Below are 18733 nucleotides of genomic sequence, written 5' to 3'. Positions count from 1 at the left end.
GGCACAATGGCTTGCAAGGGAGAGCGACCATGATCCGCACCGTCATTTCCACCCTTGCGCTGCTGAGCGCATCGAGCCTTGCCGCCGCAACGCACGAGGTTGCCGCGGGCGCGGGAGCGCAGGAACGTTTGCAAGAGGCCCTGATCCTTGCCGAACCCGGTGACGAAATTGTTCTCGGTGCCGGGCGATTTGCCATCAGCGACGGGCTCAGCCTCGATGTCGACAATGTCACCGTTCGCGGTGCCGGGATGGAAGCGACGGTGCTCGATTTCACCGGCCAGCGTGATGCGGGCGAGGGGCTGCTGGTAACCAGCGATGGCGTGACGCTGCGCAATTTCGCGCTCGAGAATCCCAAGGGTGACGGGATCAAGTCGAAGGGTGCGGATGACATCGTCTATCACCGCATCAGGGTAACCTGGACCAATGGTCCGGCAGCCACCAATGGCGCCTACGGCATCTATCCGGTCGAAAGCACCGGCATCCTGGTCGATGCCTGCGAGGTGTCGGGCGCATCCGATGCCGGCATCTATGTCGGGCAGTCGAAGAAGATCACGGTCCGCGATTCCATCGCGACCGACAATGTCGCCGGGATCGAGATTGAGAACAGCCGCGATGCCATCGTGGAGCGCAACTTTGTCACCCGCAACACCGGCGGGATCCTCGTCTTCGACCTGCCCGGCCTGCCAGTTATGGGCGGCGGCAATGTCATCCTGAAACAGAACCTCGTCGTGGGTAACAAGACCGCGAACTTTGCTCCGCCGGGCAATATCGTTGCGGGCGTCCGGCGCGGAACGGGCATCATGGTGATGGCGAACGAGAAGGTCTGGATCAGCGACAATATCGTGCGCGACAATCCCACCGCATCCTTCATCATCGCCGCCTATACGAAGCCGTTTGACGATGCGCGCTACAATCCCTTCCCGCGCGAAGTCGTGATTGCAGAGAACGACGTCGATGAAGGTTCGACCGACCCGCAGCTTGACGGGGCAGAGCAATTGCTGGCGGGCTTCGGTGGTGCCCTGCCGCCGATCATGTGGGACGGACTGAATCAGGACAAAGACAATCCCGCACTGCTTGCAACGCCCGAGATCTCTTCGTGGACCCTTAACCTGACGCGCCAGGGACAGCCTCTCGCGGAAGCGCAGCCCGGCCCGGGCGATCTTCCGGCCTACGGGCAACCGTGGGAATTCGGTGAAATCGGCGCGCCGGAACGGCTGTTCGACCGTATCTGACCATGAAGGCAGGTGTACTTGCCGGCCTTGCGGTCGCCGCCTTGCTCGGCGCGGTCACGGTGCGGGCCAATCCCCAGACGGCGGTGGACGATACAGCGGTCAGCGGGCTCGACCTGCCGCGCAACCTTTCCGAGTTCGGCTTCTTCGCCGACGCGCCAGCGCAGCAGCCCAGCCCGGGCGTAGTGCCCTATCGCCTCAACACGCCGCTCTTTTCGGATGGCGCTGAAAAATTGCGCTTCGTCTATGTGCCTGGCGGCAAGGTGGCGAAGGCAAGGGGCGAAGGCTTGCTCGCTCTCCCGGTGGGCAGCGCGCTGATCAAGACTTTCGCGTTCGGCGAGGGGAATGGCCGTCGCTTGATCGAAACGCGTGTGCTGCTCCATCGCACCGACGGTTGGGTTGCCTTGCCCTATCGCTGGAACGACCAGCAGACCGAAGCGGTGCTGGCGGTTGCCGGAGGGCGGCTGCCTGTAACCACGCCTTCGGGGCAGACCATCAGCTACCGGATTCCGAACAAGAACCAGTGCAAGGAATGCCACGGATTGAATGGCGAGGTTGTGCCGATCGGGCCGAAGGCGCGCAATCTTTCCGCCGACTGGCTCGACGACTTTGTCGGATTGGGCAAGTTGGACGAGGCACCCGAACTCGCCGCCCGTATCCCCTTGTGGGAGGAGAGGGCATCGGTCCCGATCGATGCTGCAGCTCGCGGATATCTCGAGACCAATTGCGCCCATTGTCACCAACCGGGAGCCACGGCCTCCAATTCCGGGCTCGACCTGCGCTGGGAGCAGCACGATCCCCATGCCATCGGCATCTTCAAACGTCCGGTTGCAGCGGGACGGGGATCGGGTGGTCATGAATTCGATATCGTCCCGGGCGATCCGGATGACTCTATCCTGACCTTTCGCATGGGGTCGCCAGAACCGGGTGTGGCGATGCCCGAACTGGGCAAATCGACCGTCGATAGCGAAGGGCTGGACGTTGTGCGCCGCTGGATCGCGCAGATGCAGAAGTGATCTTTCCGCACGTGCGCTGCGCGTGCGGGCCGCCCTCACTAATTCCCCGTTAAACAACCAAGATCAGAAAATGCCTCGGAAAATCCTTGGCTCTGGACGCTCGTGACGATGCATGCATAAAAGCGGCTGCGAGGGGGAATAGACGGAAGGGGTTTTAGTGCGAAAACTCGGCATGATTGGCGGTATGAGCTGGGTCTCTACCGCCGTTTATTATGACTGCATCAACCGTTCGATCCAGAAAAGGTCCGCCCCCAAGGCAAGCGCGCCGCTTTTGATCGAAAGCCTCGATTTCCAGGAGCTTTACGGCCTTCGCGAAGATGCCGACTGGCAACGGGCGGGCAGCGTCCTGGCGGAGAGTGCTTCTCGGCTCGAAAAGGCCGGAGCCGAAGGGCTGATCATCTGCGCCAATTCCATGCACAGGATCTACGACCAGGTTGCGGACGCGGTTGATATTCCCATCCTCCACATCGCCGATTGCGTAGGCGCCCGGATGCATGCCGACGGCTGCGAGAGCGCGGCCCTGATCGGAACGCGCAATGTCATGACCGAAAGCTTTTATCGCAAGCGGCTCGTCGCGCATGGTGTCGATCTCCTGCCTCCCGACATGAGCAATGTGGAGGCGATCGACCGCATCATTTACGAGGAACTGATGGTGGGGAAGGTAACGCGCGCCGCCGAAAGGACGCTGCGCACGATCATCACGCGCAAGGAACAGGAAGGGGCTCGGGCGATCGTGCTCGCCTGCACCGAACTGGATCTTGTGGTCGATGTCGATGCCAACATCCTGCCGATCTATGACAGCACGCGGATTCATTGCGACGCGGCGGCCGAATGGATCTTGGGCAAGGAATGAACTGCTGATGTGGAGGGTGCTGGGGCGACTTATGCCACGGATCACCTCTTTCAGAAAACAACCTGTCGATTTTTTACAAGTCGCGCTTCCAATTCGTGACATCTTGATTACGAAATGACGAATACCGCGCTTCGCATGGCGCGTACATGAAGCTCAAAAGAGCTCTTCGGATCGCTTGGTTCAGTCGGGTCGCTCTCCCCTTGGGGAAAGCGACCCTTTCCATTTCTGGCGATGAGCTGCAGTGTTGCCCGATTGTTCCGGTTGTCGGCGCGGCGACGCTCCACTAATCCGCTACCCGATGACGAGGGCACCTTACGCAGCCGATCCCGCCGCTCCGCGCGGTCGCCAATACTCCCTCGGCAGCGGTGGGTCGCGTGGACCACGTAGCGAATTCCAGCGCGACCGCGACCGGATTATCCATTCGATGAGTTTTCGCCGGCTTCGCTCGAAAACACAGGTCTTCATCGCGCCCGAGGGCGATCACTATCGCACCCGGCTGACCCATAGCCTGGAAGTTGCCCAGATCGGGCGCGTCATTGCGCGTGTACTCGGCCTCGACGAGGACCTGACCGAGGCATTGTGCCTGGCACACGACCTGGGCCATCCGCCGTTCGGCCATGCCGGGGAATCGGCGCTGTCCGAAGCGATGGCCCGCCACGGCGGCTTCGATCACAATGCCCAGGCGCTGCGCACGGTGATGCACCTCGAAAGCCCTTATCCGGAACACGATGGCCTCAATCTCAGCTGGGACCTGCTCGAAGGCCTGGCAAAGCACAATGGACCGGTTATCGCTCCCAACTGGGCCTTGGCAGAGCTCGATGCCGAATTCCCGCTAGACCTCGGTCAATATGCGTCGCTGGAGGCGCAGATCGCGGCGGTTGCAGACGATATCGCCTACGACAATCACGACATCGACGATGGGCTCAGGGCAGGCTTTCTGGAGCTGGACGACCTGCTGACCGTCGATTTCCTCGCAGACCAGTGGCGTGCCGTCGAAAAACGCTTCCCCAACGCCCCGCGCGACAGGCAATTGCGCGAACTCGTGCGCGACCAGATCGGCCTGATGGTCAACGATGTGATCCAGCACACGAGCGAGCAGGTAAAAGGGATCGGCTCTATCGCGGAAGTGCGCGATGCCGGGCGGCAACTGGGCGGCTTCTCTCCTTCGCTCGCACAGGAAGAGCGCGGTCTGAAGAAGTTCATGTACGAAAGACTCTACTATCATCCCGAACAGATTGCCGCTGCCGAGCGTGCCCGCGATGTCGTGGCGCGCCTGTTTGCCGCCTATGCGCAGGACGCACAGTTGATGCCTAAGGACTGGTTGGACCGTCTTCCCGAACACGATCCTGCGCGCAGCCGCGTGATCGCCGATTTCATTGCGGGGATGAGCGACAGTTTCGCGATCGAGAGCTGTGCCGCCATTTACGGCGAGCGTCCCAAGGGTTTGACCAATGTCTGAGCCGGTCCGCATTGCTCTGGTCGGTGCAACCGGCCTCGTCGGCCGAACGCTGCTCGAAACTGCTGTGGGACAGCCAGAGGTCCAGGTCGTTGCCATCGCCCGCCGCGAGATGAAATTGCCCCCCGGCGGACGGATGGAAATGGTTCTCGCCGATCCGGCAAACTGGAACGAGGTGCTGGATGTCCTTCGCCCGACAACTCTCATCTGCGCGCTCGGTACGACATGGAAACAGGCGGGGAAGGACGAGGCGGCTTTTCGCGCGGTGGACCAGGACCTCGTCCTGGCGACTGCCCGTGCTGCATTGAATGCCGGGGCGGAACGAATGGTCGCGGTCAGCTCGGCTGGCGCAGACCCGCAGTCGAAGAACTTCTATCTCAAGGTGAAAGGCGAAGTAGAGCGCGAGTTACAGTCGTTGAAATTCAAACGTCTCGACATCTTGCGACCGGGTTTGCTGAAGGGACCCCGCGAACGAGACATGCGCATAGGCGAGGGGCTTGCCCGGATTGCCAGTCCGCTGGTCGATCCGTTCCTCAATGGCCCGCGTCGTCGTTACCGCTCGATCGAGGCCACAACCGTGGCAGAGGCGGCCCTGCAGCTTTCGATGCGCCGTGCCGCCGGAAAATTCATCCATGACAACGACGGCATAATCCGGGCAGCTCGCGACTGGGCAAACCGCACCAGCTAGGCAGGTGACGCTTTCGGCGCTAACCCGTTCTGGAGGGAGAGGGGGCGCTGGATGATCCGCAAGGCGACGGACCTTTTTGCAGTCTGGACGGTGCTGGGAACGCTGTGGGCGTGGTTGATCCCGTCGCATTTCCTGTGGGTCGTAGACGGCACTTTCCAGCCTTTCGGCCAGTCGCTGGTCAGCGTGCTACTCGGCCTGATCATGCTCGGAATGGGGCTGACGCTTTCTCCGGGGGATTTCCGCCGGATACTATCGATGCCCCGTGCGGTCGGCATCGGGGTGGCCCTGCAATTTACAGTCATGCCGCTGGCTGGCGTCGTCTTTGCTCGATTGTTCGGGCTTGAGACCGGGCTGGCGGTCGGTTTGATACTGGTCGCGTGCTGCCCGGGCGGCACAGCTTCCAATGTCGTGACTTACCTTGCCCGTGCCAATCTCGCGCTATCGGTGACGATGACGATGGCATCGACCATGGTTGCGATCGTCGCGACACCTCTGCTGACGAGCTGGCTGGCCGGGATCTATGTCGAAATTGACCAGTGGGCCCTGTTCCGGGGAATGGTCACGGTAGTCCTGCTGCCTGTCGTTGCCGGGGTCGTCCTGAATCGGCTGTTGCCCGGCGTGACCGCGAAAGCGGCAATTGTTTCCCCGATGGTCTCCGTGATCGGTGTTGTCCTGATCGTAGGCGGTATCATTGCCCGATCAAAGGACCTGATCATCGACAATGCAGGTACGCTGTTGTTCGCGCTCTTCGCCTTGCACGCCACCGGCTTCCTGTTCGGTTATTGGCTCAGCCGCTTGACCGGTTTCGGAGAGGAGGAAGCGCGAACCTGTTCGATCGAGGTCGGCATGCAGAACTCGGGACTGGGATCGACCCTGGCCTCCAGCCCCAGTTTCGCAGCCCAGTTCCAGATGCCGCTACAGGCGGCACTCGCACCGGTACCGAGCGCGGTTTCCGCACTGTACCATGTTGTCATGGGAAGCCTCTTGGCCGCATGGTGGCGGCGCGGCAGCAATACTGACACGGGAGAAATCGAATGAGCTGGGATGCCATATTCGGAGGAGTGAACCTGCTCGCACTGATCGCCTGGGGTGCGCTGATCTTGCTTCCGCGATGGCCGGCGCTGCTTTCTGCCCTGCTGTATCTCGGCGTGGGTTTGCTCTGCCTCGTCTATGCGGCCGGGCTAGTTTCCATCCTGACAGGCCTGGTCGATCCGGTCGGCGGTGCCGGTGGCAACTTCAATTCGATCGAGGGCGTTCGCACGATCTTCGCCAGCGATGGAGGGGTGACGATCGGATGGACGCACTATCTCGCTTTTGACCTGTTCGTCGGAATCTGGATCTCGCGCGACGCCGACGCCAAAGGGTTCTCGCGCATCTTGCAGGCGCCTATCCTGCTCGCGACGTTCTTCGCCGGGCCATTCGGCCTGTTGCTGTGGCTGATCATTCGCGAAGGCAGGGCCCGCGCACAGGGGCGCTGGAGCTGATCAGTCCTGCTGCGCAACTTATCTGGCGCTAGGCGATATTCCTTGTCATAAGTCTCAACCAGGGATCGAAGAATCCGTGGAGAGAGCATGACCGACCAGCATACCTACCTCACCTATGATGAAGTAATCCGACACTGGGCAAAGCATCGTCCCGAAAACATCGCGACCGAGCAGGACGACCGCAAGCTCACCTACACCGACCTGCTCGAACTGACCGACCGCGCTGTCGGCTATTTCCAGAGCGCCGGTGTTGCGAAAGGTGACCGGATCGCATGGCTCGGCAAGAACAGCGATCTTTATGCGATCCTGTTCGCCGCCGCGGCAAGGATGGGCGTGGTCATGGCCCCTATTGGCTGGCGACTTGCGCCGCCAGAGATCGCCTACATCGTTAAGGATACCGGTTCGAAGATCCTCTTTGCGGGCGAAGAATTCGCCGAAACAGCACGCACTGTCGCCTATGGGATCGATCCACGTCCTGCGGTGCTCAGCGAAGGCGAGGCGTGGAAAGCGGTGCGCACCAGCGATCGCGCCGAGTTCGACGCCGCCGGACCTGACGACGGCATTTTGCAGCTTTATACCTCGGGAACGACGGGAAATCCCAAGGGCGTGGTCCTTACCGGGCGCAATCTTCTTGGCTTGCGGCCTTTCGGTATCGCCGAAGAATTGCCTTGGGCCGAGTATCGCCCGACCGACTGCGTTCTCGTCGCTATGCCGATTGCGCATATCGGCGGAACCGGGCTGATCAACATTTCCTTTGCCAGCGGCGTCAGGGCGCTGATCCAGGCCGAATTCACTCCCGAAGGCGTGCTCGACGGAATCGAGAGCGGTGTAACGCAGATGTTCATCGTCCCTGCGGCGCTGCAGATGGTGATCCAGCATCCGAAGGCCGCGACGACCGACTTTTCGAACCTTCGCTACCTGATGTACGGCGCTGCCCCGATCCCGCTCGAATTGCTGCGCGAGGCGGTGAAGACAATGCCGACGACAGGCTTCCTGCAAGCTTACGGGATGACAGAAACAACCGGTACCATCGCGAGCCTGCCGCCGGACGATCATACGCTGGAAGGCAACAAGCGCATGCGTTCTGCCGGCAAGGCGGTGCCCGGGACCGAGATTGCGATCCTCGGCCCTGACGGCAAGGAAGTCCCTCGCGGTGAAATCGGCGAGATCGCCGTACGCTCGCCCTCCAACACATCGGGATACTGGAAACTGCCCGAAGCAACCGCTGCTACAATCGACAAAGATGGCTGGCTGCACACGGGCGATGCCGCCTACATGGATGATGACGGTTACCTTTATATCCAGGACCGCATCAAGGACATGATCATTTCGGGCGGCGAGAACGTCTATCCGGCAGAGGTTGAAAGCGCGATCTACGGGCACCCTGCCATTGCAGAAGTTGCCGTTATCGGCATTCCGAGCGAGAAATGGGGCGAAGAGGTCAAGGCCTGTGTCGTCGCAAAGCCCGGGATGGAAGTCGATCCCAACGATGTCATCGCATGGGCGCGTGAGCGCGTGGCTGCCTTCAAGGCGCCGAAGACCGTCGATGTCATTCCCGAAATGCCGCGCAATCCATCAGGCAAGATCCTGCGACGCGAACTGCGTGCGCCCTTCTGGGAAGGGCAGGAGCGCCAGGTCAGCTGAAGCACCGAACCGTCGCTAGAAAATGAAAAGCCCGCCGAAAACGGCGGGCTTTTTGCTTGGTCTCTTCAAGCGCGACCTCGAAGGTTCGGACCAGAGGGGTTCGATCAGGTAGCCTGATCTACGTCGTTAGCGACGGATTCGAGATCCTGACCGGCGCCGCGGACGGTGTTGCATGCGGCAGAAGTCAGGGTCATCGCAGCCAGGGCCGCTGCGATAAGGGTCTTGCGGACAGTCATGTTCGATCTCCTCGCACGTGATGCGCGTATGAGAGGCTAACGATCAAGGAACGCTCGGGTTCCTGCTAGAGCGTGGCAGGCGGCCTGACTTTCTTGCGGACGAGGTTTTCCCGCCATGCAATGATCAGACCGGCCGCGACCACCAATGGCGCGCCTAGCCAGGTCGTTGTCGACGGAAGTGCCTCGAACAAGGCGTATCCAAGCAGGGTCGCCCATAGCAGGCCCGAATAATCCATCACGATGACGCTCGCGACACTTCCGTAGCGCAAGGCTGCCGTGAGCAGGAATTGTCCGAGCAGACCGACGAGGCCGGCTCCGATCAGTATGGCCCATTGCTCCACTGTCTTTTCGGTCCAGAAGAACGGCAGCGCACCGCCGAGGATGGGAAGCGAGAGGAGCGAGAAATAGAACACGATTACAAGCGGTTGCTCCGTCCGCGATAGGTCGCGGATCAGGATCGAGATAAGCGCAATCATGAATGCAGCACCCAAGGCGACCGCTGCGCCGAGAACCGGGATATGTCCGTCGCCGGGTTGGGTGATTATGATCACACCGCCAAATCCGAGGGCAACAGCACTCCAGCGCCAGATCCCTATGTGTTCGTGAAGGATCAGCGCCGACAGGATCACGGCCCAGATCGCGGAGGTAAAGTTGAAGGTCGTTGCCTCCGCCAGCGGAAGCAATGTCACGGCACCGAAGTTCAGGACCATGCCCATCAGGCCGATCACCGCACGTTTCCCGTGCTGGCGCAGGCGATCGGTCTTGAGATCGGCCATCCGGCCCTGGCTCCAGAAGAACAACAGGACCAGCGGGACAGTGGGGAGTTGCCTCCAGAATAGGATTTCGGGGAGGGCGATCCCGCTCTCGCTGCCGAGCTTCACCAAAGCCACGAGCAAGGCGAGGCTTGCAGCGGCGGCCAATCGCAAAAGGAGAGCAAACAAAGGGCGCTGGTCGGGAGGCGACGCGTTCATAACGGCATCGCTCGTCCGATTTGATGCAGGTATTTGGGGATTGCGATAAGCGCCATCGAGACCCATGTGAGCCGACCGATGAACTTCTACCAGTCCATTTTGTTCGCCAGCGATGCAGAAATTCTTGCCCTGTGGGGGGCAGGCTTCATCGCGCTTTCGATTGTGGCGCTGATCGGTGACCGGCGTCGGTCGAAGCGGAGTGACATCAACAAGGTCAGCCTGGTGCCGTGGACCAGCCTGTTCATGGCGAGCATGATTATCGGCGGGGGACTTATCGCCCTGTCGCTTCCGAAGTTACTCGCCAACTAGAAGCCGGCGTCAGCGCGAAGTTTTAGAGGCAGGCTTCCAGATAGGCCTGGTCGAAACCGAACTGGCGTGCCTTTTCCAGCGTGTAGGGGCGCAGGCCCTGGCTGCGGAATTCGCCCAGGATCTTGCCGTCTTCGCTCTCGTCGAGATACTCGAACTTGAAAAGCTCCTGCGTCACGATCACGTCGCCTTCCATCCCGATCACCTCGGTGATGTTGGTGGTACGGCGAGAACCATCGCGCAGACGCTTCACCTGGACGATCAAGTCGACCGATTCCGCGATCTGGCGCGAGATGGCTTCCTTCGGAATCTTGATGTCGCCCATCAGGATCATGTTTTCCATACGGCCAAGACACTCGCGAGGAGAGTTGGCGTGGAGCGTACACATTGAACCATCGTGGCCGGTGTTCATGGCGGCGAGAAGGTCGAAACATTCCGCGCCACGAATTTCGCCCAGGATGATTCGGTCAGGACGCATACGCAGGGCGTTCTTCACAAGGTCACCGATGGTGATGGCACCTTGCCCTTCGAGGTTCGGCGGACGCGTTTCGAGCGGCAGCCAGTGGGGCTGCTGCAGACGAAGTTCGGCCGCGTCTTCGATAGTCAGCACGCGCTCGCCCGGGTCGATCATCTTCGAAAGGGCGTTGAGCATGGTCGTCTTACCCGAACCCGTACCGCCCGAGATAACGATGTTCATGCGGCAGGCGCCGGCAATCTTGAGGGCGGTCGCCATCTTCTCGCTCATGGAACCGAATTCCTTGAGCATGTCGATGGTGATCGGTTTCTCGGAGAACTTACGAATCGAGATCGCCGTGCCCTTGAGGCTGAGCGGCGGGACGATGACGTTCACACGGCTGCCGTCCTTGAGACGGGCGTCGGCCAGCGGTGTGGTCTGGTCGACGCGGCGGCCGACCTGGTTCACGATGCGCTGCGCGATCTGGAACAGGTGCTGCTCGTCGCGGAAACGGATCGGGGCAATGATCAGCTTGCCCTTCTTTTCGATGTAGGTCTGGTCCGGGCCGTTGACCATGATGTCGGACACGTCGGGATCGTTCAGCAGCTCTTCGAGCGGACCGAAGCCCAACAGCTCATCGATCAGGACCTTTTCGAGTGCAAACTGTTCGCGGCGGTTGAGCGTGACCTTCAGTTCGGCCAGCACTTCCATGATGATCGGACGGAATTCTTCCGACAGCTCTTCTTTCGAAAGGCTGGCGGCGGCTTCCGGATCGACGCGTTCGAGCAGGCGCGGCAGTACCTGTTCCTTGATCTTGTGGACGCTGGCTTCGAAACCACCGATTTCGGTGTTTTCGTGTGTCGCGTTCATGCGCTCCGACAGGCGCGCCATTGCATCTTCGGTGCCCTTGCCGCCCGAGCTGGGCGCGGGGGAGGGTGCTGGGACCTGCTGGTCGTCCGGCAGCGGCGGGAATTGTTCTCCGCCTGCGTTCGGGTTGGCAGCCTGCTGGCCACCACCGGCGCCGCCCTTCATCGGGCGAGCCACACCAAAGGACGGACGCGCCCCGGGCTGCATGCCCCCGGGTCCGTTCTTCCTTCCGAATGCCGTCATTCCAAGCCCCCTAGGCGTCAACTGTCTCACTTCGGCAATCGCCGTCATATGACGAAGATCACCTCACGAAGATTGGTGAATAAAGAGGAAACCTTATTTTTTTCCTAAGGATCGCCTCGTCCCTTCCAGCTATCGGCGGATTGCCGGTTTGCAGCGCGGTACAGCGTAGGAAACTAGCTGGAAAAGATGAATTTTCAGCGCATGCTGGACGCGATTGACGGAGCGTTTAAGGAAGGACCGATGCACGTCCTGTTCCTGACTTCGACCTTGCCCCGTTTCGAAGGGGACATGCAGGCAAATTTCGTCCGCGAGCAGGCCGATGCATGGCTTGCGGCAAGGCCTGGCGACAGCCTCACGATCCTTGCTCCGCACGACCTGGCGGCACCCCGTTTCGAGCAGCATGGGCGCCTTTCGATTGAGCGCTTTTCCTATTTCAGGCCGGCGAAGTGGCAGGGCCTCGCCTACCCGGCTATCCTGCCAAACCTTAGGCGGAACCCGCTGCTGGCAGCGCAGATCGCGCCATTCCTGCTGTCGCAATACATGCATGCAAAGCGATTGATCGAGGAGCGCGCAATCGACCTGGTCTATGCGCATTGGGTCATGCCGCAGGGGCTTGTTGCGCATCGGCTGAAGCGCAAACTTGGCATTCCGTATATCCTGCAAACCCATTCGAGCGACCTTGCCGTGTTCGATAGGCTTGGCGGATTGGGCAGGGCAACCGCACGGGCGATCCTGCGCGATGCGAAACGGTTCTTCTGCGTCAATTCCGGCCAGCTCGACCTTGCGCTTGGTTACCTTGGGGCGGCTGAGGGTGATGCGTTTCGCGCCAAGTCGGCCGTGCTTCCGATGGGCGTTGCCAAACTGGTCGAAACAATCCCAACCGAACAGTCGATCGATATCGGCACGATGGGCCGACTGTCGCGCAAGAAGGGGCTCAATTATCTCATCGAGGCAGCGGAGATGCTGGCTTCTCGAGGTGCCAAACCTTCGATTGCAATCGCTGGGGATGGCGAAGATGGAGCCGCGCTGCGCAAGATGGTCGCACAGTCGGATGTTAGCTTTCCGGGGTTCTTGGTCGGCGAGAAGAAGGACGCTTTTCTGGCCTCGTGCGCGCGCTTCGCATTTCCGGCCAGGGCGGCTGGCGGTGACGTCGAGGGACTGCCTGTCGCCTTGCTCGAAGCATTGATGCGCGGTCAGCCGGTCCTTGCCTCGCGCGACACGAATATCGAGCTGCTACCCGAATGGGAGAGCATCAAGGGCGACATCGTCTTTGTCGAGGATCCTGCGGATGTCGGCGCGCTGGCAGCAGGGCTTGAAACACTGATGTCACGCCAGCCCGGCTCAGCCGGTCGCTCTGCACAAATCCTGTCGCGCTATCGCTGGGAAAAGCTGATCGAGGAGTATCTTGCGCCGATCGAAGCGGCAATGGATCACTAGGTTCACTCGCCAAGGCGTGCCGCAAGATCGGCAATCATTTCCTGTTTCGAAGCGCGGATCTTGTCGCAGCTTTGCGCCACTGCCTGCCAGAATGGCCCGGCATCCTGCGACAATTCACGGACCTGGGCTGCGACGAGTTCCGGATCGAAGTCGCGCGCATCGTGAACCCATCGGGCAAGGCCAAGGTCTTCATAGGCGCCCCATCCCTTGCGTTCATAGGCGAGATGGATCGTCGGTCGTCCCGCCAGCAAGGCAGCGATCGCGCCGTGAAGCCGTACCGAAACCACCGGGCCCGTCGGTTCCTGCAGAACCTGCGCCAGCGACCCGGCATCGTGCCATCCGTGTCGGTGGTAGAAGGCGCGGTCGCTGCGAGGGCCGGCAACGTCGGCCTGCACCGCCCAGCAGGCATCGCCGAGAGAGTTCGACAGCTTGCCCAGACGTTCGACATAGTCACCTGCTCTTGGCAGGTCCCTGCCGACGAGGACCGGGCGGCCATCTGACGGGGAAGCCTCGATCCCGGAAAACCGCTCTGCTAGTTCCATGACTGCGAGATCCGGGCAGCGGCGCGTGTTGGAAAAGCCGAGCTCGCGCTCGGTCTCGTCGTCGCGAACCCAGATCCTGTCAATCTTCGCCAGGGCCGGCAGAGCGAGAGCCTTGGCCACTCCGTGGAGAGGGCCGATGCTCTGCGGCAAGTAGATCGTTGGGCCCGGATGGCCCGCTGCGGCACGCAATTGCGCGAGGTGATTGAGCAGCACGCCGGCCTGACGTGTCGGGCTATCGGCAACGAGATAGCCACCACCCACTGCGACGAGTGCATGCGATTTCTTCAGGCGGTCTCTCAAGCTGTCCACACCCGCAAGGCTGGCAGCAAGCGTACCGGCGGCCTTGGCAAGCTTGATCGTCGGCCTGGCTGTCGGCTCCCCCGGCGCGCGGTGCACCTTGTCCAGCTCGGGAAAGCTTTCCGGGTCGAGCGCGAGCACTTCGATCCGGTGGCGCTTCACTCCGGCGGCGGCCAGAGCATCAAGCGTTAGGTCGACCAGCAGGCCGTCGCCCGCATTGTGCCGGCTGAAAGCATGCAGAACCGTAATCGGTCTCGTTTCGCCAGACACTTTACAATCCCGCTGTTTTTGCCTGGCGCATTGCGTGGAGCGAAAACAGCCCTGCGGCAATGGCGTTGACAGCCAATCCCAACAACCTGCTGAGAGCAACGGCGAGAAATGCGCCGGCAGGTGCGACATTGGCAGGCGCCGCTACGATTGCGGCAAGGCCTTCCGAAACACCCAGTCCGGACGGAACGATGGCCGAGGCGGTCCCGGCAATGATCGCGAAAGTGAAGGCCAGTGTGTCGGACCAGGCGATAGCCAGACCAATCGTGGCAAAGGCAAGCCCAACCCGCACGGCCATCAGGCCCAGTCCAAGGATTCGCAGGGCGAGAGCCGCCATCGCGATAGCAAATCCGAACCGGGCTGCGATCCAGCCTGTGATGAAGAGGGTCGCCATCGCCGAAATCACTGCGACAGGAAGTGCGGCGGGACTGGCTGTCTGAAGCGACAGAGCGGCACCTACGGCAGCGCAAGCGATCCATAGCAAGCCGAAGCCGACGACCAATTCGACGCTGTGCGACAACTTGCTGCCCGATCTGACGAGCGCGTGCGAGCGCACGATGGCGCCCCCAGGAATTGGCAGCAATTCCGCTAGCGAAGCAAAGACGTTGGTGCGCAAGGAATCGGCGAAGGTCATGGCGGTGCCGGCCGCCCGTGCCATCAGCATGAGGTTGACGGCACTATAGGCGAGAGTGGCCGGTATGATGGCGACTATCAGGATCACGAGAGGTCCGATCGCGATATCGCCTGGGGCTAGATCGAGAGAAGCGATCGACCATATCGCACCGCCCAGGAAGAAGATTGCGGCTATGGCCAGGACAGGCGTCCGCCAGCGCCTCTGGAACGCGCGCAATTTCCCCGTCAGCGACACGGGTTCCGTTCCGGCCTTGTCGACTGGCGGTTTGAACAGGGCCGGTTCGGCGTTCAAAACAGCGTCCAGTATTCTTCGGGGAAGGGGCGCGAAGGCGCCTTGGTCCCGGCTCCCCAGAGTAGCCTCGCTTCCGTTCCGTCCCTGTTTTCGAGCTTCACGTCGCCGCGGTCCAGTTGCACCAGATCGCCGTCGGTGTGACCAACGCCGTCGATAAGCACATTGCCTTCGACAGTGTAGGTCCCGGGGACCAGCACGTTCCACGTCAACTGATCGCCCGCGGACACGATTTTGCCAGCCACGAAGACATCGCCCCAGAGCGGGATGTATGTATTGCGCAGCGCGGCGGCATCATCAGGGTGGAAGGTGATGGCGTCGTCCCCGTCGAACAGGCCGGTGAACAGGGTGTCATTGGCCAGAAGCAGCGGGACGGGCTTCGTTTGCATGGCTTCCAGCATCGCGGGGCGTCCGGAAGCGAGGTAACGCTCAATGCCCCACGGCGTGCGGAATGTGTTCGACTTGCTGAAGGTCGAGACCATCGAACAGCAATCGAAATAGGAAACCGGCTCTGGGAAAATCTCGTGCACGCCGCCGATGACTTCCTGCTGTGCACCAGTCATGCCGCGTTCGTCGACGATCCAGACCGCCGCTGCGTTGAGAGCGATGATCGCTGCCACTGCTGCTGCACCGTAACGCTTGGTCAGAACCGGCATCGAAAGGGCACATGCCATCGCGACCGGCGGAAGGATGAAGGTATAAAGATAGGGCGCGCTGTTGTGGTAAAAGAACGGTGTCAGGATCGGGAAGAACAGGCCCGCTATCGCAAGGCGCCTTGTCCAGTGGGCGTCGATCTTCGCCAGCCTGAACGGGACAAGCACTATTCCTATCGCAAGGATGATGGCGGTCAGCGCGCCTTTCACCATGAAGATCAGGTAGGGCGTGTTGAAGAATCCGAACATCTTCGCAATCGAAGAACTGGCAATGTCCTGCGCCGCGGCATTCGCCTGGTCCGGATCGGCGCCCATCGAATGAAAGGCATAAAGGCTCGCAAAGCTCGCAGCGGCAGCGAAAACAGAGGCGGCAACACGAACGACGTAGCCCTTGTCCCAGCCACGTTCATGCCATTGCATCACGCCCACAGCCGCAAAGGCGGGCAGCCACAGAACGACCTTGATCGTCACCATCGCGGCCAATCCGCACAGAGCCCCCATCGCGAGGGCGTGGAACCAATTCATCTGTGACCTTGCGAGAACGAGCAGGGCGAGTGAAAGCAGGGCCGCAGCCATCGGATCGACCCGAAACGAAGTGCCGTGCTGAAGTACCAGTCCGGCACCGAGATAGGCTGCGCTACACAGCGCCGCGTTCTGCTTGTCAGTGAATTTCGATGCCACACCGTAGATCGACGCACCGATCGCGCCGAGGCTTGCGAGCATGAATAGCCGCGCCACGATGATGTGATCAACCTCGTCACCCGGCAGGGCAGCGATCCAGACGAACAGGCGGGTGTGGATTGTCTGCAGCGGCTTCAGGAACTCGCCCCGCGCCAGCATTTCCACCTGGCCGTAGAAGAAGAATTCGTCCCAATTGATCGCCCGGCCGAACGCCATCGAAAGGTGCATCCCGGCGAGCATCGCGAACAGGGCAAGCGTGAGCGGGCGGCTCAGCGAGCGTGAAAAGAATGCGCTGCCATTGTTCTGAGGGGTAACGGCCAAGATCGGGGCGCTCGCCATGGCGCCTATCCAGCTTTGCGGACCGGCTCTGCTTGCGCGGGCACTTCTGCAGGGCCCTCTCTGCGCAATCCGGCGACCTCGTCACGCAGCTGGCGGATTTCGAGCAGGCTCGTTTCGACCAGTTTCCTGTTCGAGGCGACGAGATCCGCAAGCACTCCAAGCAGGCAAAGGAGCACACCGATCACCATCAGCGATCCGCCGATGACGAGCGACTGGATGTGACCCGATCCGTCCCCTTGAAGGACGAACCACACGAAGCGCAGCATCGGAATGACACCGATCGTGCCGACGACGAGGCCGGAGCCGACGAATGCCCGCAGCGGGTTATACGTCGTATAGGCGCGCGCCATGGTGACGCCGGTGTTCATGATGAAGCGCGGGATCGATTTGAACAGGCGCGAGGGACGTTCTGTCGCGTGGGTCCGCACCGGCACGCTGGTAATGGCCAGACGCTTGCGACCGGCCTGGATCAGCATGTCTGTGGTGTAGCTGAATTCGGTCGTGATCGTCATGCGCTGGGCTGCATCGCGGCTGATGGCGCGAAAGCCACTCACCGCATCGCCGATATCCGCGCGCGAAAGGCGCCGAACGACATAGCTGCCGAGCCGCTGCAGGCGGCGCTTGAACGGGCCGAAATGGGCATTGTCGGCCACGCCGCGGTCGCCGATGACGATATCCGCCTCGCCTGCGAGGAGGGGTTGGACGAGAAGGGCGATGTCGGCCCCTTCGTATTGGCCATCGGCATCGGTGTTGACGATGATGTCCGCACCAGATGCCAGCGCCTTGCGGACGCCGTCCTGGAATGCTGACGCCAGACCCTGGTTGCGGCGATGGCGCACCACGTGATGCACGCCCCAACGGCGCGCAACCCCGACTGTGTCGTCGGTGCTACCGTCGTCGATGATGAGGATTTCGATCGTGTCGATCCCGTCGATCTGGCGCGGCAGGCGCGACAGCGTTTCGGGCAGGGATTCTGCCTCGTTCAGACATGGGATCTGGATGATCAGTTTCGTCATGAAATTTCAGTTGCCCCCGGCTTGTGGAGGCCGTTCTGGGGCAAGGCCCTTTAAGGAATGGTAAACCATGGAAACCAAGGCTTGCCTTTGACTTGCATCTGCGGGAGGGGCTGCCGGGCTAAGAATTCGCCAGGGGAGACGGGGTGCAACACGACGAACGGGCCGGCATGCTTTACGCGCTGGCCGGATTTTCCATTCTTTCCGTGGGCGATGCGGTGGTGAAATCCATGGCGGGCGACTGGCCGGTCACGGCTGTCGCCGCACTTCGCTTTGCAATTGGTGCGATTGTGCTTTCTGCGCTGCTGGTGGTTCGCCAGGGGCCGCGTTCCCTGATGCCCGATCACCCGTGGTTGCAGATCGGCAGGGGCATCTGCCTCGCCTTCTCCTCGCTCGCGTTCTTTGCCGCGATTTTCATCATGCCGCTGGCAGAAACTATGGCGATCACTTTCGTCTCGCCGGTGCTGACTGCGCTGCTGAGCGGTCCTTTGCTGGGCGAGCGGGTGCGCCCGGCGGTGTGGTTCGCCTCGCTTGCTGCGCTGGGTGGCGTATCGATCATCCTGCGGCCCAATCTCGCTGAGGTCGGCTGGCCTGCAGTCCTCCCGCTGATTGCGGCTATATTCTTCTCGCTGATGATCATTCTCAACCGTGCATCTGCCGGCAAGGGCAGCGCCTTGTCGATGCAGGCATATATCGCGGTTGTTTCGGCGCCGATCCTGATCGTCGCGGCTTTCGGAGCCGATTGGGCCGGTATTGACGGTTTTGAAATCGGCATGCCGGATTGGAGCGTTGTCATCCGCTGCGCTATCGTTGCGGCGACCGCTTCGACGGCGCACTGGCTGACCTACATCGGCACGACGAAGGCCGGTGCAGCGCAAATCGCACCTGCGAGCTATGTCCAGATACTGGTTGCCAGCGTGCTCGGCTGGTTGTTCTTCGACGATGTGCCCGACATTCTTACCGTCGTGGGTGCAGCGATCATCATCGGGGCAGGGCTGTATCTCTGGCGAGACAGCCGAAAAACGGCGTCGCCTGCGACTAGCGTTTGAAGTGCGGGCAATTCCCGTTACAGCACACGCTTCGTTCATCATCGAGCGCCTAGGGGCGCGCCACTTCCAACTCGCAAACGGATAGA

18 protein-coding genes are annotated in these 18733 nt (G+C 61.2%); 11 read left to right on the top strand and 7 right to left on the bottom strand.

Going from position 1 to position 18733, the window contains the following annotated elements; genetic code table 11:
• The first annotated feature begins 29 nt into the window (after window positions 1-29).
• From AMC99_RS08515 to AMC99_RS08480, 8 genes are all read left to right on the top strand, one after another.
• Complete coding sequence (locus AMC99_RS08515) at window positions 30-1232, top strand: parallel beta-helix domain-containing protein (RefSeq protein WP_061925434.1); 1203 nt, start codon at window positions 30-32, stop codon at window positions 1230-1232.
• Window positions 1233-1234: 2 nt separating this feature from the next.
• Window positions 1235-2245: an SO2930 family diheme c-type cytochrome gene (locus AMC99_RS08510; RefSeq protein ID WP_061925431.1), complete on the top strand. Its 1011-nt coding sequence runs from the start codon at window positions 1235-1237 to the stop codon at window positions 2243-2245.
• 184 nt (window positions 2246-2429) lie between these two features.
• The gene (locus AMC99_RS08505) at window positions 2430-3098 is read left to right on the top strand and encodes an aspartate/glutamate racemase family protein (RefSeq protein WP_232301355.1); all 669 of its coding nucleotides are present in this window, start codon (window positions 2430-2432) and stop codon (window positions 3096-3098) included.
• A gap of 298 nt (window positions 3099-3396) precedes the next feature.
• A complete protein-coding gene (locus AMC99_RS08500) occupies window positions 3397-4557 on the top strand; it encodes a deoxyguanosinetriphosphate triphosphohydrolase (protein WP_061925425.1) in 1161 nt (386 codons plus the stop codon).
• Window positions 4550-5242, top strand: a complete 693-nt coding sequence (locus AMC99_RS08495; protein ID WP_061925422.1) for an NAD(P)H-binding protein — start codon at window positions 4550-4552, stop codon at window positions 5240-5242. The genes AMC99_RS08500 and AMC99_RS08495 overlap by 8 nt, the downstream gene beginning before the upstream one ends.
• A 51-nt stretch (window positions 5243-5293) precedes the next feature.
• Window positions 5294-6280, top strand: a complete 987-nt coding sequence (locus AMC99_RS08490) for a bile acid:sodium symporter family protein (RefSeq protein WP_061925419.1) — start codon at window positions 5294-5296, stop codon at window positions 6278-6280.
• Window positions 6277-6726, top strand: coding sequence for an ABA4-like family protein (locus tag AMC99_RS08485; RefSeq protein WP_061925416.1), 450 nt, complete (start codon window positions 6277-6279; stop codon window positions 6724-6726). The genes AMC99_RS08490 and AMC99_RS08485 overlap by 4 nt, the downstream gene beginning before the upstream one ends.
• 87 nt (window positions 6727-6813) lie before the next feature.
• Window positions 6814-8370: a long-chain-fatty-acid--CoA ligase gene (locus AMC99_RS08480; protein WP_061925413.1), complete on the top strand. Its 1557-nt coding sequence runs from the start codon at window positions 6814-6816 to the stop codon at window positions 8368-8370.
• A gap of 104 nt (window positions 8371-8474) precedes the next feature.
• Here AMC99_RS08480 and AMC99_RS14265 read toward each other — a convergent pair whose 3' ends face one another.
• Both AMC99_RS14265 and AMC99_RS08475 read right to left on the bottom strand, forming a co-directional pair.
• Complete coding sequence (locus tag AMC99_RS14265; protein WP_157058286.1) at window positions 8475-8606, bottom strand: entericidin A/B family lipoprotein; 132 nt, start codon at window positions 8604-8606, stop codon at window positions 8475-8477.
• A gap of 65 nt (window positions 8607-8671) precedes the next feature.
• Complete coding sequence (locus AMC99_RS08475) at window positions 8672-9496, bottom strand: DMT family transporter (protein WP_232301354.1); 825 nt, start codon at window positions 9494-9496, stop codon at window positions 8672-8674.
• 159 nt (window positions 9497-9655) lie between these two features.
• On the opposite strand from AMC99_RS08475, the gene AMC99_RS08470 reads away from it, so the two are divergent.
• Entirely contained in the window at window positions 9656-9886 is a 231-nt protein-coding gene (locus tag AMC99_RS08470; RefSeq protein WP_083440125.1) for a hypothetical protein, read from the top strand.
• Window positions 9887-9908: 22 nt separating this feature from the next.
• Here AMC99_RS08470 and AMC99_RS08465 read toward each other — a convergent pair whose 3' ends face one another.
• Window positions 9909-11447 (bottom strand): TadA family conjugal transfer-associated ATPase, encoded by a 1539-nt coding sequence (locus AMC99_RS08465; RefSeq protein WP_061925404.1) that lies wholly within the window; start codon window positions 11445-11447, stop codon window positions 9909-9911.
• Window positions 11448-11633: 186 nt separating this feature from the next.
• On the opposite strand from AMC99_RS08465, the gene AMC99_RS08460 reads away from it, so the two are divergent.
• Complete coding sequence (locus AMC99_RS08460; protein WP_061925402.1) at window positions 11634-12884, top strand: glycosyltransferase; 1251 nt, start codon at window positions 11634-11636, stop codon at window positions 12882-12884.
• A 2-nt stretch (window positions 12885-12886) separates the two neighbouring features.
• Here AMC99_RS08460 and AMC99_RS08455 read toward each other — a convergent pair whose 3' ends face one another.
• Genes AMC99_RS08455 through AMC99_RS08440 form a run of 4 tightly spaced genes read right to left on the bottom strand, consistent with a single transcriptional unit; the run spans window position 12887 to window position 17601 of the window.
• Window positions 12887-13993 carry a polysaccharide pyruvyl transferase family protein gene (locus AMC99_RS08455; protein WP_061925399.1) on the bottom strand — a complete coding sequence of 369 codons (1107 nt, stop codon included), beginning with the start codon at window positions 13991-13993 and terminating at the stop codon, window positions 12887-12889.
• Between the two features lies 1 nt (window position 13994).
• Window positions 13995-14915, bottom strand: a complete 921-nt coding sequence (locus AMC99_RS14155) for a hypothetical protein (protein ID WP_061925396.1) — start codon at window positions 14913-14915, stop codon at window positions 13995-13997.
• Window positions 14912-16585 (bottom strand): hypothetical protein, encoded by a 1674-nt coding sequence (locus AMC99_RS08445; RefSeq protein WP_061925393.1) that lies wholly within the window; start codon window positions 16583-16585, stop codon window positions 14912-14914. Before AMC99_RS08445 ends, AMC99_RS14155 begins: the two co-directional genes overlap by 4 nt.
• A 5-nt stretch (window positions 16586-16590) precedes the next feature.
• Window positions 16591-17601, bottom strand: a complete 1011-nt coding sequence (locus AMC99_RS08440) for a glycosyltransferase family 2 protein (RefSeq protein ID WP_061925392.1) — start codon at window positions 17599-17601, stop codon at window positions 16591-16593.
• A 143-nt stretch (window positions 17602-17744) separates the two neighbouring features.
• On the opposite strand from AMC99_RS08440, the gene AMC99_RS08435 reads away from it, so the two are divergent.
• A complete protein-coding gene (locus tag AMC99_RS08435) occupies window positions 17745-18647 on the top strand; it encodes a DMT family transporter (RefSeq protein ID WP_232301353.1) in 903 nt (300 codons plus the stop codon).
• Window positions 18648-18733: the final 86 nt, after the last annotated feature.

The organism is Altererythrobacter epoxidivorans (assembly GCF_001281485.1).
GTDB classification, from domain to species: Bacteria; Pseudomonadota; Alphaproteobacteria; order Sphingomonadales; family Sphingomonadaceae; genus Erythrobacter; species Erythrobacter epoxidivorans.
Note: the sequence above shows the minus strand (reverse complement) of the source record. Positions and strands in the feature narration are given on the sequence as shown.